The 16,456-nt window shown below is 68.8% G+C and carries 10 protein-coding genes and 3 pseudogenes; 4 read left to right on the top strand and 9 right to left on the bottom strand.

The window, feature by feature from the left end:
- Positions 1 to 290: 290 nt before the first annotated feature.
- Positions 291 to 920, bottom strand: a pseudogene (locus tag PUR53_RS38270) (tyrosine-type recombinase/integrase); the annotation flags it as partial.
- 281 nt (positions 921 to 1,201) lie between these two features.
- Between PUR53_RS38270 and PUR53_RS38265 the strand changes: the two are divergent.
- Positions 1,202 to 3,160 carry an amino acid transporter gene (locus PUR53_RS38265; RefSeq protein ID WP_443078342.1) on the top strand — a complete coding sequence of 653 codons (1,959 nt, stop codon included), beginning with the start codon at positions 1,202 to 1,204 and terminating at the stop codon, positions 3,158 to 3,160.
- Positions 3,161 to 3,425: 265 nt separating this feature from the next.
- Here PUR53_RS38265 and PUR53_RS38260 read toward each other — a convergent pair whose 3' ends face one another.
- From PUR53_RS38260 to PUR53_RS38225, 8 genes and pseudogenes are all read right to left on the bottom strand, one after another.
- Complete coding sequence (locus PUR53_RS38260; RefSeq protein WP_329902120.1) at positions 3,426 to 4,592, bottom strand: magnesium and cobalt transport protein CorA; 1,167 nt, start codon at positions 4,590 to 4,592, stop codon at positions 3,426 to 3,428.
- Positions 4,593 to 4,999: 407 nt separating this feature from the next.
- A pseudogene (locus tag PUR53_RS38255) lies at positions 5,000 to 5,485 on the bottom strand (histidine kinase); the annotation flags it as partial.
- A gap of 12 nt (positions 5,486 to 5,497) precedes the next feature.
- Complete coding sequence (locus PUR53_RS38250; protein WP_329911397.1) at positions 5,498 to 6,181, bottom strand: response regulator transcription factor; 684 nt, start codon at positions 6,179 to 6,181, stop codon at positions 5,498 to 5,500.
- A 142-nt stretch (positions 6,182 to 6,323) separates the two neighbouring features.
- Positions 6,324 to 6,995, bottom strand: a complete 672-nt coding sequence (locus PUR53_RS38245; RefSeq protein ID WP_329911396.1) for a potassium-transporting ATPase subunit C — start codon at positions 6,993 to 6,995, stop codon at positions 6,324 to 6,326.
- Positions 6,996 to 7,000: 5 nt separating this feature from the next.
- On the bottom strand, positions 7,001 to 9,133 hold the full coding sequence (gene kdpB / locus PUR53_RS38240) for a potassium-transporting ATPase subunit KdpB (RefSeq protein ID WP_329911394.1): 2,133 nt from the start codon (positions 9,131 to 9,133) through the stop codon (positions 7,001 to 7,003).
- The gene (kdpA, locus tag PUR53_RS38235; RefSeq protein WP_329911416.1) at positions 9,130 to 10,794 is read right to left on the bottom strand and encodes a potassium-transporting ATPase subunit KdpA; all 1,665 of its coding nucleotides are present in this window, start codon (positions 10,792 to 10,794) and stop codon (positions 9,130 to 9,132) included. The genes kdpB and kdpA overlap by 4 nt, the downstream gene beginning before the upstream one ends.
- Positions 10,795 to 10,826: 32 nt before the next feature.
- A complete protein-coding gene (gene kdpF / locus PUR53_RS38230; protein WP_086749276.1) occupies positions 10,827 to 10,916 on the bottom strand; it encodes a K(+)-transporting ATPase subunit F in 90 nt (29 codons plus the stop codon).
- A gap of 258 nt (positions 10,917 to 11,174) precedes the next feature.
- A pseudogene (locus PUR53_RS38225) lies at positions 11,175 to 11,473 on the bottom strand (amino acid permease); the annotation flags it as partial.
- 225 nt (positions 11,474 to 11,698) lie between these two features.
- Between PUR53_RS38225 and PUR53_RS38220 the strand changes: the two are divergent.
- From PUR53_RS38220 to PUR53_RS38210, 3 genes are all read left to right on the top strand, one after another.
- Positions 11,699 to 13,654: an amino acid transporter gene (locus tag PUR53_RS38220; protein WP_329911393.1), complete on the top strand. Its 1,956-nt coding sequence runs from the start codon at positions 11,699 to 11,701 to the stop codon at positions 13,652 to 13,654.
- A 166-nt stretch (positions 13,655 to 13,820) separates the two neighbouring features.
- Positions 13,821 to 14,339 (top strand): hypothetical protein, encoded by a 519-nt coding sequence (locus PUR53_RS38215; RefSeq protein WP_329911392.1) that lies wholly within the window; start codon positions 13,821 to 13,823, stop codon positions 14,337 to 14,339.
- A 163-nt stretch (positions 14,340 to 14,502) separates the two neighbouring features.
- A complete protein-coding gene (locus PUR53_RS38210; RefSeq protein ID WP_329911391.1) occupies positions 14,503 to 15,771 on the top strand; it encodes an ATP-binding protein in 1,269 nt (422 codons plus the stop codon).
- Positions 15,772 to 16,456: the final 685 nt, after the last annotated feature.

Here is a 16,456-nt window from a genome sequence, read left to right as displayed (position 1 = left end):
TCCCGGTGTGCGCCTGCAATGGGACCCCCTCCGGCCGGTACCCCATCGCAGGGCATGCGCGATCCAACCTCCACTGAAACGGCCCGCCTGCTCCATCAAGCGACTGCGCGCCCACGGCGTGCCCGTAAGACCGGTCAACCGCGGTCAACAGCGGTGTGATCCTGCCCCGACAGGCCCCGCAGCAGGATCTATATGCCCAGGTCAGAGACCCGGGGGTTCTTCGTTGTCTAGACCGGTGGGCGGGTGGCGCACCACAACCGCACCATAAGGACTCGGCTACGTCCCGGTGGCCACCGCAGGTGGCGGCGCAGCTCGGGGAGCAGGAAGTCGGGGAGGTGGACGGTGCGTTTGCCCGCCCTGGTCCTGGGGTCGCCGGTGACGCGCCCGCCGTTGGTCAACTCGGGGGAGCGAGCGTGATCCGTAGGGAACATTCATCGAGATCGGCGCTGTGACGGCTTGGTTCGGCCAGTTCCTCCGGGCGGAGGGAGGCGAAGGCGCCGAGCAGGACCATCAGGCGCCGGCGTGGGCCCATGGAGTCGGCGAGGTCGAAGACCTGCTCGATGGTGGCGGTGGGGCGTTCGTCTGCCTCCTCCTTGCCCGCGAACTTGATACGGCACGGGTTGCAGCTCAGGAGGTCGTCGTCGACCGCCGTCTGCAGGATGGCCTTCAACAGCCGGTACGACTTCGCGACCGTGGTGACGCCAGTCGCCTTCAGACGCTCGGCCCGCCATGTACGGGCGGAGGGCGGGGTGATCGCGTGCAGGTTCTTGCCGCCGAAGGCCGGCAGGATGCAGGCGCAGCAGGACGTCGTAGCGGTCGACCGTGGTGGGCGCCAGGCCACGCTCCTCCATCCAACGGAGTGCGTGCTTCTCGAAGTTCACGGCTCCGGCGTCCAGGTCGCGCCAGTGGTTGCGCTCGATGCACGAGTCTCGGTCTCGTCGGGAGAGTTGGTGCGCCGCCGTACGTAGTAAAGGCATCCACCCGGCGCCCACTGAGCGCACCACGCGCGCGGGCCGTAGCCCGGCTCGCGTTAAGTTCCGCAGCCGGCTGGCTCATTCGTACCTCGGTGCTGGGTGGCGAGGCTTGGAGGCCGCATACTCGGTGATCGTTGCGGTGCCGTCGGGACGGTGGTTGTTGCGCCCGATTCGGTGGTCAGACAGGGAAGGACATGGGGGACATGAGTGGTGCCAACCGGCCGATAATGCCGGAATCGGTGGACAGTCCGGCTCGCCGCAAACAGCCGACAGGCAAGGCGGCGCAGTGGCTGCTGCGTCACCGGGTGCAGCCGGTCGGGCCGGCAGCCGGTGAGAGTCATGCCGAGCCGCACGCCTGGTGGAAGGTGATGTGCCTGACCGGGGTCGACTACTTCTCCAGTCTGGCCTACGTACCGGCGATCGCCGCTTTGGCCGCCGGGGCGGTCTCGCCTCTGGCGACACTGCTGATCGTGGCGCTGACGTTGCTGGGAATGCTGCCGATGTACCGGAAGGTGGCCAGGGAGAGCCCGCACGGCGCGGGGTCGGTCGCCATGCTGGAGGATCTGCTGCCGTTCTGGTGGGGCAAGCTGTTCGTGCTGGTCCTGCTCGGATTCGTGGCCACCTCGTGGATCATCACCATCACGTTGTCCACGGCGGACGCCTCCGTACACGTCGTGGAGAACCCCTTCTTCCCCGCCGCGCTCCACGGCCACGAGGTCGCCCTGACCGTGGCGCTGTTGCTGATCCTGGGCGGTGTCTTCCTGCTCGGGTTCAGTGAGGCGGTCAGTGTCGCCATCCCGTTGGTCGCCGTGTTCCTGGCGCTCAACGCCGTCGTCATCGCCGTCGGCCTGGTCCATGTGTTCACGACGGACGGCGCGCTGTCGGCCTGGACCGACGCGCTCGTCGACGGTGGAGGCGGCTTCGGTGACCTTGCCGGTCCGGCGCTGCTGGCCTTCCCGCTGCTGGTGCTGGGCCTGTCGGGCTTCGAGACCGGAGTGAGCATGATGCCGCTCGTGGCGGCCGAGGGTGCCGACGCCGAGCAGCGGCTGCGCTCGAGGATCCGCAACACCCGCCGGCTTCTCACCACCGCCGCTGTGATCATGAGCGTCTACCTGTTGGCCGCCAGCTTCGTGACCACCGTCCTCATCCCGGAGAAGGAGTTCGAGCCCGGTGGTGCCGCCAACGGCAGGGCGTTGGCCTGGCTCGCCCACGAGCATGTCAGTGAGGCGTTCGGCACCGTCTACGACGTCAGCACCATCCTCATCCTGTGGTTCGCCGGCGCTTCCGCCATGGCCGGGTTGATCAACATCGTTCCCCGCTACCTGCCCGACTACGGCATGGCCCCCGAGTGGGGGCGCGCGGTGCGTCCGGTCGTCATCGTCTACACCGCCCTCTGCATCGTGATCACCATTGCCTTCGACGCCGACGTCGATGCGCAGGCCGGTGCCTACGCCACCGGAATTCTGGCGATGATGGTCTCCGGCGCCTTCGCCGTGACCGTCTCCGTCGCACGCAGTCGTCGGCGCGCGAGTACGGTCGGCTTCGCCCTGCTCACCGCGGTCCTGCTCTACGCCCTGATGGCCAACATCATCGACAAGCCCGACGGCATCGCCATCTCCGGCTTCTTCATCCTGGGCATCATCATCGTGTCGCTGATCTCCCGCGTCTCGCGCACCACCGAACTGCGCGCCGACCGCATCGTTTTCGACGAGACCGCCCGCCGGTTCATCGCCGACACCCTCGCCCACGACGAGTCCATCAACATCATCGCCAACCGGCGCCAGGCCGGCGACTTCGCCGAGTACAGCGCCAAAGAGCGCGAGCAGCGCGGCACGAACCCGGTGCCGGGCCTCGCCGATGTGCTCTTCCTGGAGATCGACGTGGTCGATCCGTCCGACTTCAGCGAAACCCTCAGCGTCCACGGCGTGGAGGTGGACGGCTACCGCATCCTGCGTGCCGAGGCGCCAGCCGCCCCCAACGCCATCGCCGCCGTCCTTCTCGCCTTGCGCGACGCCACGGGTGTGCGGCCGCACTGCTACTTCGCCTGGGCCGAGGGCAGCCCCCTGGTGCACATGATCCGTTACTTCCTCCTCGGCCGCGGTGACACCGCCCCGGTCACCCGCGAGATCATCCGCAGCAACGAACCCGACCCCGACCGCCGCCCCGGGATTCACGTCGGCGGCTGAGCCTGTCACTTCCGCGTGGGGACGCGGCGGACCGCAGACCGAAAGGGAGCAGGCGTGATGACGGATTCCGACGATCCCTACCGCCGTCTCTCCGGCGTACCCGGTACGTTCTTTTCCTGCTGATCTACCGGCCCTGAACCCTCGGCCACCCGGGCGAACGCCGACACAGGCACGCGATCCAGACCGCAAGGGCGGCGACCGACAACTTCGGCCGGATCCGGCGCATGGCCCGCTCCTTCTCGTACGGCGGTACTGGGCCTGCTGTTCATAGCCAGTCCCGGCGTTTGAACACCACGTACAGGCCGACGCAGACCAGGGCCATCAGCATGATGGCGAAGGGGTAGCCGAGAACCCAGTGCAGCTCCGGCATGTGATCGAAGTTCATGCCGTAGACCGTGCCGATGAGGGTGGGTGCGAAGAGGATGGCCGCCCAGCTGGAGATCTTCTTGATTTCGTTGTTCTGCGCGTGGCTCGCCTCGGCCAGGGCCTTCATCTCCTCGTTCTGGGCCTGCGAGACGAGGGTGGCGTTGACGGTGAGGATGTCGCCGAGCATCTGCCGGAAGCCGTCGACGCGTTCGGCGACGGTGGTGGCGTGGTCGGCGACGTCGCGCAGGTAGCGCTGGAGTTCCTCACTGGTGCCGTACTTGTCGAAGCCCGCCTCCAGGCCGCGCATGATGGTCAGCAGCGGACGGGTTGCCCGCTGGAAGTCGACGACCTCGCGGGAGAGTTCGTAGATGCGGCGGGACACCTTCGGGTCGCCGCCGAAGACCTCGGTCTCGATCTCGTCGATGTCGTTCTGCAGGCCGGCCACCACGGGCGCGTATCCGTCGACGACCGCGTCGAGGATGGCGTAGAGCACCGCCTCCGGGCCCATCGCCAGCAGCTCAGGGTCGTCCTCCAGACGCCGCCGGACCGCGCCCAGGTCCGGGGCCTGGCTGTGCCGGACCGTGAGCACGAACTCCGGGCCGACGAAGATGTGGATCTCGCCGAAATCGACCTCCTCGACGTCATCGAGGTAGCGGGCCGGGCGCAGGACGACGAAGAGGGTGTCGCCGTAGCGCTCCAGCTTGGGCCGCTGGTGGGCGACGATGGCGTCCTCCACGGCCAGTTCGTGCAGTCCGAACTGGTCGGCGGCCTGCCACAGTTGCTCCGGGGTCGGCCGGTACAGCCCGATCCAGGCCATCGCGCCCGGCTCACCGGGAAGGTGGTCGTAGATCTCCGCGAGCGACGCCGGTGCGTCGACGCGGTGTCCGTCGCGGTAGACCGCCGCGTCCACCAGGCTGCGCTCCAGCGGCACGCGCGGGAGCTCGGACTCCGCGCGTGGGTCCATCGAGTGCTCGGGGGCCGGGGCGGTTCCGTCTCGGCCCGTGTGGCCGGACGCTCGCAGCGGCCACTTGCCGCCGCGGGCCGCGCGAGCTCGCCAGTCGGACATGACCGCACCTCCAGAGGACGGCGTGAACGAGCCTAGGTGCTGTCGCACTGCCGCGCGACGCGGCGGTTCGGGGTCAGTCCCCTCCCGCCGGAGAGAGCGGGTGCGCTCCGGTACGACCGAGGCCGCCCGCACGGTGGCTGCCAGGCTCAGCAGGACGAGTGCCGCGATCTCGCCGCCAGTAACGGTTTGCCCGGGCATGTGCGCCAAACGGGGCGTACGCAGCCTGGAGGCCGGCCCAAGACGCGGGCCTGGCCGGGGACCTGGGCGTACCTGGAGAACCTGGTCGCTGCGGCCCGCACGGTCCTCGGCGAACGCCCCGTACCGCACATACGCGTACAGCGTCCTGATCCTGGACCGCCGACGCCTTCAGCAGGAGGCCGACCAGGCCGAGGAACTCGCCGAGGGCCATCGGGAGGCTCGATCTGGTCGGCCCGCCGGACGGCCTCGTCGGGGACGGTCTCCCGTTGCCGTACGCCCGTGATCGACTCCACGACGTCGCCGAGCGACTCCAGATGCTGGATGTTGACGGTCGATATCACGTTGATCCCGGCAGCCAGCAACTCCTCCACGTCCTGCCAGCGCTTGTCGTTGCGGGACCCGGGAACGTTGGTGTGGGCGAGTTCGTCCACGAGCACCACGTGCGGGTGCCGGGCGAGGACAGCGTCCACGTCCATCTCCGTGAAGACCGTGTTCCGGTACTCCAGTTCCCTGCGCGCGATCTGCTCCAGGCCGTGCAGCATCACCTCGGTGCGCGGCCGGTGGTGGTGCTCGACGAAGGCCACCACGCAGTCGGTGCCCCGCTCCACCCGGCGGTGCGCCTCGGACAGCATGGCGTAGGTCTTGCCGACGCCGGGGGCCGCGCCGAGGTAGATCCGAAGCTTGCCGCGTGCCATGTCGTCCCTCGGTCAGCCTTCGAAGCGGTAGCCCATACCGGGCTCGGTGATGAGATAGCGGGGGTGGGCGGGGTCCGTTTCCAGCTTGCGCCGCAGCTGGGCCATGTACACCCGCAGGTAGTTGGTCCTGTTGCCCTGGGTGACGCCCCAGACCTCCTGGAGGAGGTGTTTCTGTGTGATCAGCCGTCCCGGGTTGGTGACCAGGATCTCCAGCAGATGCCACTCGGTCGGGGTGAGGCGTACGTCGTGACCGTCCCGTACGGCCTTCTTGGCCAGCAGGTCGATGGTGAAGGCGTCCGTCTCGACGAGCGTCGTCTCGGACGCGAGCGCGATGTCCTCGGTGCGGCGGACGGCGGCCCGGAGCCGGGCGAGGAGCTCGTCCATGCTGAACGGCTTGGTGATGTAGTCGTCGGCGCCGACGTCGAGCGCGGCGACCTTCTCCTCGGACGCCTGGCGGGCGGAGAGCACCATGATCGGCACCCGGGTCCGGGCACGCAGCGCCTTGATGACCTCGACCCCGTCCATGTCGGGCAGCCCGAGGTCGAGCAGGACCACGTCGGGCTGCCGCGCGGCGGCCAGCCGGAGCGCGGTGGCACCGTCGGGGGCCGCGTCGACCCCGTACTGACGTGCCTGGAGATTGATGACGAGGGCCCGAACGAGCTGCGGGTCGTCCTCCACCACCAGCACCCGTGTCATGGGTGTGCGCCTTCCTGTCGTACGTCGGTACGTCGGGCCATGAACGCCGGGGGCCGTGCGACCGGCACTCATGCGGGCGGGAGTCGGCGGTTCCCGGCTCCCCGCCCGGACCGCCGACTCCCCTGTGGAGCGTGCGCTGCCATCAGCTCTTGGCCAGCAGACCCTTGAGCGCGATGTTGAGTTCGAGGACGTTCACACGGGGCTCCCCGATGAAGCCGAGGGTGCGGCTCTCGGTGTGGTCGTCGACGAGCTTCTGCACCTGGTCGGCGGAGAGGCCGTTCCGCTCGGCGACCCGGTGGACCTGGAGGTCGGCGTAGGCCGGGGAGATGTCCGGGTCCAGGCCGGAGCCGGAGGAGGTCACCGCGTCGGCGGGCACCTCGGAGGGCTTGATCTTGTGGTCGGCGGTCGAGTTGTCCTTGACGACGGCGGCCTTGGCGGCCTTCACCCAGTCGATGAGGTCCTTGTTGTCGGCGGACCGGTTGGTGGCGCCGGACAGGATCAGCTTGTACTGGGTGTTGACGCTGTTGGTGCCGAGACCGTTCTGGGGGCGGCCCTGGAACCACTTCAGGTCGGGCTCCGGGGTCTCCTGGCCCTTCTCCAGCGGCAGGTTGTACGACTGCCCGATCAGCGAGGAGCCGACGACCTTGCCGGTCCCGTCCTTGATCTCCGAGCCGTTCGCCTTGTCGCTGAACAGCGCCTGGGCGAAGCCGGTGACGACGAGCGGGTAGATGACGCCCGTCACCAGGGTCAGTACGAGGAGGGCGCGCAGGCCCGCTCCGAACAGCCGGGCGGTGTTGATGACCGTGTTTTTCATGGCGCTCAGCCGATTCCGGGGATGAGGGAGATGAGCAGATCGATGAGCTTGATGCCGATGAACGGGGCGATCAGTCCGCCGAGGCCGTAGACGGTGAGGTTGCGGCGGAGCAGCTTGTCGGCGCTGACCGGCCGGTACTGCACGCCCTTCAGGGAGAGCGGCACCAGCCCGATGATGATCAGCGCGTTGAAGATGACGGCCGACAGGATCGCGGAGTCGGGCGAGGACAGGCCCATGATGTTGAGCTTGTCCAGGCCCGGGTAGACGGCCGCGAACAGCGCCGGGATGATCGCGAAGTACTTGGCGACGTCGTTGGCGATGGAGAACGTCGTCAACGCGCCCCGGGTGATGAGGAGTTGCTTGCCGATCTCGACGATCTCGATGAGCTTGGTCGGGTTGGAGTCGAGGTCGACCATGTTGCCGGCCTCCTTGGCGGCCGACGTACCGGTGTTCATCGCGACGCCGACGTCCGCCTGGGCGAGCGCGGGCGCGTCGTTCGTGCCGTCACCGGTCATCGCGACGAGCTTGCCACCGGCCTGTTCCCGCTTGATGAGGGCCATCTTGTCCTCGGGGGTGGCCTCGGCGAGGAAGTCGTCGACGCCCGCCTCCTCGGCGATCGCCTTGGCCGTCAGCGGGTTGTCGCCCGTGATCATGACGGTCCTGATGCCCATGCGGCGCAGCTCCTCGAACCGCTCCCGCATGCCCTCCTTGACAACGTCCTTGAGGTGGATGACGCCCAGCACCCGGGCGCCCTCGGCGTCCTCGACCGCCACCAGCAGCGGGGTGCCACCGGCCTCGGATATCCGGTCGGAGAGGGTGCCCGCGTCCTCGGCGACCATGCCGCCCTGCTCCCGCACCCAGGCGATGACGGACCCGGCCGCGCCCTTGCGGATCTTGCGCCCGTCGACGTCCACGCCCGACATCCGGGTCTGGGCGGTGAAGGCGATCCACTCGGCGCCGAACAGCTCGCCCTGCACGCGCTCGCGCAGACCGTACTTCTCCTTCGCCAGTACGACGATGGAACGGCCCTCGGGCGTCTCGTCGGCCAGTGAGGAGAGCTGGGCCGCGTCCGCGACCTCGGCCTCGGTGGTGCCCTCGACCGGCACGAACTCGGCGGCCTGCCGGTTGCCGAGCGTGATCGTGCCGGTCTTGTCGAGCAGCAGGGTCGAGACGTCACCGGCCGCCTCGACGGCCCGCCCCGACATGGCGAGCACGTTGCGCTGGACCAGCCGGTCCATGCCCGCGATGCCGATCGCCGACAGGAGCGCGCCGATCGTCGTCGGGATCAGGCAGACCAGCAGGGCCACCAGCACGACCATCGTCAGATGCGTGCCCGCGTAGTCCGCGAACGGCGGCAGGGTCGCCACCGCCAGCAGGAACACGATCGTGAGCGACGCCAGCAGGATGTTCAGCGCGATCTCGTTCGGCGTCTTCTGCCGGGCCGCGCCCTCGACCAGGTTGATCATCCGGTCGATGAAGGTCTCGCCGGGCTTCGTCGTGATCTTGATGACGATGCGGTCGGAGAGGACCTTCGTGCCGCCGGTGACGGCCGAGCGGTCACCGCCGGACTCCCTGATGACGGGCGCGGACTCGCCGGTGATGGCCGACTCGTCCACGGAGGCGACGCCCTCGACGACGTCACCGTCGCCGGGGATGATGTCGCCCGCCTCGCACACGACCAGGTCACCGATCCTCAACTCGGTGCCGGGGACGCTCTCTTCGGAGTCCCCGACGAGCCGCCGGGCCACGGTGTCGGTCTTGGCCCTGCGCAGCGTGTCCGCCTGCGCCTTGCCCCGGCCCTCGGCGACCGCCTCCGCCAGGTTGGCGAAGATCACGGTCAGCCAGAGCCAGGCGCTGATGGTCCAGCCGAACCAGTCGGTCGGGTCCTTGAAGGAGAAGACCGTCGTCAGCACGGACCCGACCAGCACCACGAACATCACGGGCGACTTGATCATCACCCGCGGGTCGAGCTTGCGGCAGGCGTCCGGCAGCGACTTGAGCAACTGCTTGGGGTCGAAGAGGCCCGCTCCCACGCGGCCCTCGGCGGGCTTGTGCCCGGTGGGGACGTCGCTGTGCGGCGCCCGGGTCGGGGTGGCTGTGGACATCGCGTCCTCTTGCTTCGTTGCGTCGGTCGTCATGACGCCAGCCCCTCGGCCAGCGGACCCAGCGCGAGCGCCGGGAAGTACGTCAGCCCGGTGATGATCAGGATCGCGCCCACCAACAACCCGGTGAACAGCGGCTTTTCGGTGCGCAGCGTGCCCGCGGTGGCCGGGACCGGCTTCTGCTCGGCAAGCGATCCGGCCAGCGCCAGCACGAACACCATCGGCAGGAACCTGCCGAGCAGCATCGCGATGCCGAGCGTGCTGTTGAACCACTGCGTGTCGGCGTTCAGCCCGGCGAAGGCCGAGCCGTTGTTGTTGGCGGCGGACGTGTAGGCGTAGAGGATCTCGGAGAAGCCGTGCGCGCCGGAGTTGGTCATCGAGTTGCCCGGGGTGGGCAGGGCCATCGCGGCGGCGGTGAGGACGAGCACCAGTGCCGGGGTGATGAGGATGTAGCAGGCCGCGAACTTGATCTCGCGGGTGCCGATCTTCTTGCCCAGGTACTCCGGTGTACGGCCCACCATCAGACCCGCGATGAACACCGCGATGATCGCCATGATCAGCATGCCGTAGAGGCCGGAGCCGACACCGCCGGGCGCGATCTCACCCAGCTGCATGCCGAGCATCGTGATCCCGCCGCCGAGACCGGTGAACGAGGAGTGGAAGGAGTTCACCGCGCCGGTCGAGGTGAGCGTGGTCGCCACCGCGAAGATCGACGAGGCGCCGACACCGAAGCGGTTCTCCTTGCCCTCCATGGCTCCGCCGGCGATCTCGAACGCCGGGCCGTGGTGGGCGAACTCGGTCCACATCATCAGGGCGGTGAACCCGAGCCAGATGGTGGCCATCGTGGCGAGGATCGCGTAGCCCTGCTTCACCGAGCCGACCATGACACCGAACGTGCGGGTGAGGGCGAACGGGATCACCAGCAACAGGAAGATCTCGAAGAGGTTGGTGAAGGGGGTCGGGTTCTCGAACGGGTGGGCGGAGTTGGCGTTGAAGACGCCGCCGCCGTTCGTGCCGACCTCCTTGATGGCCTCCGTCGAGGCGACCGCGCCGCCGTTCCACTGCTGGGAGCCACCCATGAACTGGCCGACCTCGTGGATGCCGGAGAAGTTCTGGATCGCCCCGCACGCGACCAGCACGATCGCCGCGACGAACGCGAGCGGCAGCAGGATCCGGGTCACCCCGCGCACCATGTCAGACCAGAAGTTCCCCAGCTCACCGGAGCGGGAGCGCGCAAAGCCACGTACGAGCGCGACCGCCACCGCCATGCCCACGGCGGCCGAGACGAAGTTCTGCACGGCCAGCCCGCCGACCTGCACGACGTGGCCCATGGCCTGTTCGCCGTAGTACGACTGCCAGTTGGTGTTGGTGACGAAGGACGCGGCGGTGTTGAACGCCTGGTCCGCGTCGATGGAGGAGAAGCCCAGCGAACCGGGCAGCACGCCCTGCAGCCGCTGGAGGAGGTACAGGAACAGGACACCGACCGCCGAGAAGGCGAGCACGCCGCGCAGGTACGCGGGCCAGCGCATCTCGGTGTCGGGGTTGGCGCCGATGCCCTTGTAGATCCACTGCTCGACGCGCCAGTGCTTGTCGGAGGAGTAGACCTTGGCCATGTAGGTGCCGAGGGGAACGTAGGCGAGCGCCAACGCCGCGATGAGGGCCAGCAGTTGGAGCACGCCGGCGAGTACGGGGCCCATGTCACCCGCTGCGGCAGCAGCTGATGTCATCGTCAGAACCTCTCCGGGAAGATCAGGGCGAGGACGAGATAGCCCAGCAGGGAGACGGCCACGATCAGGCCGACGATGTTCTCGACGGTCACAGCTTCGTCACCCCCTTGGCGACGAAGGCCACCAGCGCGAACACGGCGATCGTGGTGACGACGAAGGCCAGATCGGCCATCGCGAACTCCTGGAGTGAGGTTCGGGAAGAACGGACAGTCAGAGGAAACCGCGACTCCGGCCGGATCCGGTCGGCCGTTGACGGCTCTCATACGGCGGCCCGCACACCTTTGACGGGATCCATACGGCCCTGGCCGTCATCGATGGCGGTGGTCACGTGACGGTGCGGAGCATCCCGCTCACAGCAGACGGAACCGCAGCCGGCAGATCACGGCGTCGGTCTCGCGTCGTACGGCGTGGGCGACGACCGCGCCCCGCTGGTTCTGCAGCAGCCGCTGCCACAGCCGCTCGGGCTCGGCCTCCGGGATCAGGACCGTGACCCGCGTGGCCGGCTCCGCCGCCACTTCACGGACGTACGCGGCGATGGGGCGGCCCAGGCTGCGGCGCTCGGACGTCAGCCGGACCAGCGGCACACCGGGGTCCCACTCCGCCCAGGCACGCTCCAGCGCGTGCAGCTGGGGCGGTCCTCGGGGTCGGGTTGACTTGCTCCTCGGGCTGAAGCCCGAGGATTGTGGCCTTCTCGACTGGTTGCTGTGCCGCTACGCGGCACAGGGTTCGGTCGACGGTGGGTCTTAACGGAAGCTTGACGCCCTCACGTGACCCACCCCATGGGCCCAGACGTCACGCTCTGCTTACGCTGCCACGGCCGTCCGCCGTGATGGCTCGAAACCGACCCTGAGCCGCACAACGGGAGAGCACGCCCATGGCCACCACCGAGCACCCACCGCCGAGCCGACTGCGGACCTGGATGCTTCAGGGCCTGTCCGACATGGGCAAGCCCGGCGGGCACAGGGGCCCGCACGCCGCACCGGAACCGCCGCACAAGGGCCAGCCCTGGTGGCGCGTGATGTGCCTGACCGGCGTCGACTACTTCTCCACCCTCGGCTACCAGCCCGGCATCGCCGCCCTCGCCGCCGGCCTCCTCTCTCCCGTGGCGACCATCGTCCTCGTGATCGTCACCCTCGCCGGCGCGCTCCCCGTCTACCGCCGCGTGGCCGAGGAGAGCCCCCACGGCCAGGGTTCGATCTCCATGCTGGAGCGCCTGCTGACGTTCTGGAAGGGCAAGCTCTTCGTCCTGACCCTGCTGGGTTTCGCGGCCACCGACTTCCTGATCACCATCACGCTCTCCGCCGCTGACGCCTCGACTCACCTGGTGGAAAACCCGCACCTGAACAGCGCCTTGCACGACCAGCAACTCCTGATCACCCTGATCCTGATCGCCCTGCTCGGCGCGGTCTTCCTCAAGGGCTTCCTGGAGGCGATCGGCGTCGCGGTGGCCCTGGTGGGCGCCTATCTCGCACTGAACGTCGTCGTCGTGGCCGTCGGCCTGTGGCACGTGATCACCGAGGGCCACGTGATCACCGACTGGTCGACCGCGCTGACCGCCGAACACGGCAACGTCTTCGTCATGGTCGGCGTGGCACTGATCGTCTTCCCCAAGCTCGCGCTCGGCCTCTCCGGCTTCGAGACCGGTGTCGCCGTCATGCCCCATGTGCAGGGCGACGAGGGCGACACGGAGGAGAACCCCAAGGGTCGTATCCGGGACACGAAGAAGCTGCTCACCGCCGCCGCCGTCATCATGAGCGTCTTCCTGGTCACCACCAGCTTCATCACCACCCTCCTCATCCCGGAGAAGGAGTTCGAGGACGGCGGCGACGCCAACGGCCGCGCCCTCGCCTACCTGGCCCACGAGTACCTGGGCAACGCCTTCGGCACCCTCTACGACGTCTCGACGATCGCCATCCTCTGGTTCGCCGGCGCCTCCGCCATGGCGGGCCTGCTCAACCTGATGCCCCGCTACCTCCCCCGCTACGGCATGGCCCCCCACTGGGCCCGCGCGGTCCGCCCCATGGTCATCGTCTTCACCCTCGTCGGCTTCCTGGTCACCTGGATCTTCGACGCGGACGTGGACGCCCAGGGCGGCGCGTACGCAACGGGCGTCCTGGTCCTGATCAGCTCGGCGGCGATCGCGGTGACGATAGCGGCGCACAAGGCCGGCCAGCGGAACTGGAGGATCGGCTTCGGAGTGATCTCGGCGGTGTTCCTGTACACCACCATCCTCAACGTCATCGAACGCCCCGACGGCGTGAAGATCAGCGCCTGCTTCATCGTGGGCATCATCCTCGTCTCCCTCCTCTCCCGCCTCGCCCGGGCCTTCGAACTCCGCGTGACCAGCGTCGAGCTGGACGACATGGCGGAACGATTCGTCCGTGACATGTCCCACCGCCGTATCCGCTTCATCGCCAACGAGCCCGACCGGCGCGACAAGGCCGAGTACCGCGACAAGATCGAGCAGATCCGGGCCGACAACGACATGCCGGAGCAGGAGGACTTCGTCTTCGTCGAGGTGACGGTCACGGACCCCTCCGAGTTCGAGGCGGGCCTGACCGTACGCGGCGAGGTCCTGCACAACCGCTACCGGGTCCTGACCCTGGAGTCCTCCTCCGTCCCCAACTCCCTCGCCGCCCTCCTCCTCCACGTCCGCGACTCCACGGGCCGCACCCCGCACATCTACTTCGAGTGGACCGAGGGCAACCCCTTCGCCAACTTCCTCCGCTTCTTCCTCTTCGGCCAGGGCGAGGTCGCCCCGGTCACCCGCGAGGTCCTGCGCGAGGCCGAACCGGACCGCGCCCGCCGCCCCCGCGTCCACACCGGCTGACACCGGCGCGCCCTCGCAGCCCTCTCTCGGCCCCCTCAAGCCCCCGTCAAGATCTCGCCAGAGCCCCGTCAGGAGCCCGTCAGGAGCCCGTCAGGATTCACCCGTACGCCGTCAGAGTCCCGTCAGCGGCAGTCGCGGCCCCGTCCGGCCGCCTAGCGTCGCCGGCATGCAGCGGAACAGATCTCCGAGCCCGGCCGGCGACCGCCACTGGCGCGGCAGCGCCCGGTTCGCGACGACCTGCGCCCTGCTGTTCTGCGGCATGTCCCTGCTGGTCGACTGGGACGCGGGAAGCCTGACACTCCCCCGCGCCCTGCTGTGGATCACCCTGTCCGCCGTCGTCCTCCTCGTCCTGCTGCCACCCCGGGTGACCGCGGGCCCGGGCCGGCTGACGGTCAGCGGCCTCTGGCGCGAGCACACGGTATGTACGGACTCCTTGGTGGCAGCACGCCAGTACGGGGTGGTCTCCTCCCGCCTGGTCCTGCACGACACCCACGGCCACCGCCTGGAAGTCGACCCTGACGTCCTCGCCGCCAACCCTCTGATGTGGCACGAACTCGACACCGGCGTCCGCCGCTCCGTCGAACGCGGCACGCTCCTCCAAGGCGCGGACGTCCTGGAGCAGCTCGGGCACCGGATCGACGACGAGACCACGCGAGCGGTCCTGAGGGCCTCCGGCCTCTCCTGACCCTGCCGCTCCTGACCCTGCGACTGAGATGACACAAATAATTGTCATCTCAATCCCTGCTGATCGAGTGGTACGGCCCCGCTCGACCGGGCCGGGGCTTGCCGCGCGCGTACCCCACGCTACGGCCGATGATGGGAACACGGCGGAACACACGGAGCTGGTCATGACGGGTTGGCGGGTCCGGGACTACTCCCCGGACGATCTCGAGGGAGTCCTCCGTGTCGACGTGGAGAGCGGCACGACCGAAGAACCGGCCCTCTTCCCGCTCTCGGACGCCGTGACGGCCCTCCAGGCCCTCCACCCCGCTGTGGTGGCCACGGCGAACGACGTGGTCGTCGGCGCCGCGGTGAGCAGGGTGGAGGGTGACCGGGCGTGGATCCTGCGTATCTGCATGACACCTGCCTGGCGGCACCAGGGGCTGGGCAGCGCCCTGATCACGGCCCTTGAGCGACGGCTGTTCACCGACGGTGTCCGCGCGGTACACGCCGCCCTGCCCGAGGGGGAGACCGGTGCCACCGCGCTGCGCAACTGCGAGTTCGGCGCCCGATCGGGCTTGGTCCTCTTCGAGAAGCGCAGACCGGCGCCCCGGCCGGCGGCCGACATGCTCTCCTCGCTCGGAGCGGAGGTGCCGCCCGGCGGACTGTGGCAGAAGGTCGCGGGCATGCAGAAGGAGAAGCAGCTCATCGAGCGCCGTCTGGTCCTGCCACTGGCCCATCCCGGACTGGCCGCGGAGCACGGTGTGGAGCTGCCGCGCGCGGTGATGCTGTTCGGTCCACCCGGGACCGGCAAGAGCACCTTCGCGCAGGCGATCGCCAGCCGCCTGGGATGGCCCTTCCTCGAGCTGTTCCCCGCACGTCTGGCCGCCGAGTACGGCCTGGCGAGCGGGCTGAGCAGGCGCTTCGACGAGATATCCCGGCTCGACCACGTCCTGGTGTTCATCGATGAGGTCGAGGAGGTCGCCGGCGCCCGTAGCGGCGCGGACGCGACCGCGGTCGGCGTCGTCAACGAGCTGCTCAAGGCGATCGTCCGGTTCCGCAGGCAGGACGGGCGGCTGCTCGTCTGCGCCACGAACAACGTGACCACGCTCGACTCCGCGTTCCTGCGGCACGGCCGTTTCGACTACGTACTGCCGCTCGGTCCTCCCGACCACCGCGCCAGGACCGCGCTGTGGGAGAGCTACCTGACACGAGCGGGCGCGAAGGCCGACAGAGAGGCGCTCGCGTCCGCCAGCGAAGGTTTCACACCGGCCGACATCGCCCATGTGGCACGAACCGTCTCCCAGGCCGGATTCGAGCGTACCTTCGACACCGGAACCCGCGTCCTCCCCTCCACGCACGACTACCTGGACACGATCCGCGACACACAGCCCACGGTCAGCGCCACCGCGGCCCAGGAGTTCGCCGAACAGACGGAGCAGTACGCCCGCCTCTGACGTCCCCGCCCGGGAAGCGCGGACTTCTCGGCGCCCCCGGACTCGGTCGGCAGCCGACGTGTCAGACCGCCGGATGGACCGCTGCCGGCAGCGGTACCGACGAGTGTCCGTCCGGCGAGGGCCTCACGTTGGACGGCAACTGCGCCGAACTCTTCGCGCGTACAACATCTGCTGTGTGTACATCGCAAGTTCCATCCTCCGACGGACCACGGCGCACGGCGCACAGTCCCCAGCACCAGCTCTCACAACGGGCGCTCCTGTGCAGCGGAGGCGGCGGTCACTCGACGGGCGTGATCTGCGTCGGCGTCAGTAGGGCACTGAGACCGGTCCGCGTGAGACAACGTCGCGCCGAGCGCGGAGTGATGGTTGGCGAGCCGGTGCTTCCGTGACCGGACGTCGGAACCAGGAACCCCCGCACGGTCGTGCGGGAGCGGCCCTGGGGAAGGCTGCGATGTGCTCACTGTGGCACGAGAACCACGAAACACCGGATGTCCGAAATGTTCACCAGGCGTACGATGAAAACGGGTCGGCACACTCTCACGTGCGACCGGCCCGGAAGGGCGACCCCGGTGTGTATACGCCGGGGTCGTTGGAGCACCGCGGACGCGGCCACCCGCAGCACGGCGTGATCTGTTCCGTCGATGTCGGACTGGCGCGACGACGAATCGTGGACCCGGAGGGGCTC

This window comes from Streptomyces sp. SP18BB07, from assembly GCF_036322545.1.
GTDB lineage: Bacteria > Actinomycetota > Actinomycetes > Streptomycetales > Streptomycetaceae > Streptomyces > Streptomyces deccanensis.
Note: the sequence above shows the minus strand (reverse complement) of the source record. Positions and strands in the feature narration are given on the sequence as shown.

Bases quoted from the DNA above. Each gene is read 5' to 3' on its own strand.
- PUR53_RS38265 (WP_443078342.1), top strand. From the start codon at position 1,202: ATGCCGGAATCGGTGGACAGTCCGGCTCGCCGCAAACAGCCGACAGGC.
- PUR53_RS38260 (WP_329902120.1), bottom strand. From the start codon at position 4,592: ATGTCCGACTGGCGAGCTCGCGCGGCCCGCGGCGGCAAGTGGCCGCTG.
- PUR53_RS38250 (WP_329911397.1), bottom strand. From the start codon at position 6,181: ATGACACGGGTGCTGGTGGTGGAGGACGACCCGCAGCTCGTTCGGGCC.
- PUR53_RS38245 (WP_329911396.1), bottom strand. From the start codon at position 6,995: ATGAAAAACACGGTCATCAACACCGCCCGGCTGTTCGGAGCGGGCCTG.
- kdpB (WP_329911394.1), bottom strand. From the start codon at position 9,133: ATGACGACCGACGCAACGAAGCAAGAGGACGCGATGTCCACAGCCACC.
- kdpA (WP_329911416.1), bottom strand. From the start codon at position 10,794: ATGGGCCCCGTACTCGCCGGCGTGCTCCAACTGCTGGCCCTCATCGCG.
- PUR53_RS38220 (WP_329911393.1), top strand. From the start codon at position 11,699: ATGGCCACCACCGAGCACCCACCGCCGAGCCGACTGCGGACCTGGATG.
- PUR53_RS38215 (WP_329911392.1), top strand. From the start codon at position 13,821: ATGCAGCGGAACAGATCTCCGAGCCCGGCCGGCGACCGCCACTGGCGC.
- PUR53_RS38210 (WP_329911391.1), top strand. From the start codon at position 14,503: ATGACGGGTTGGCGGGTCCGGGACTACTCCCCGGACGATCTCGAGGGA.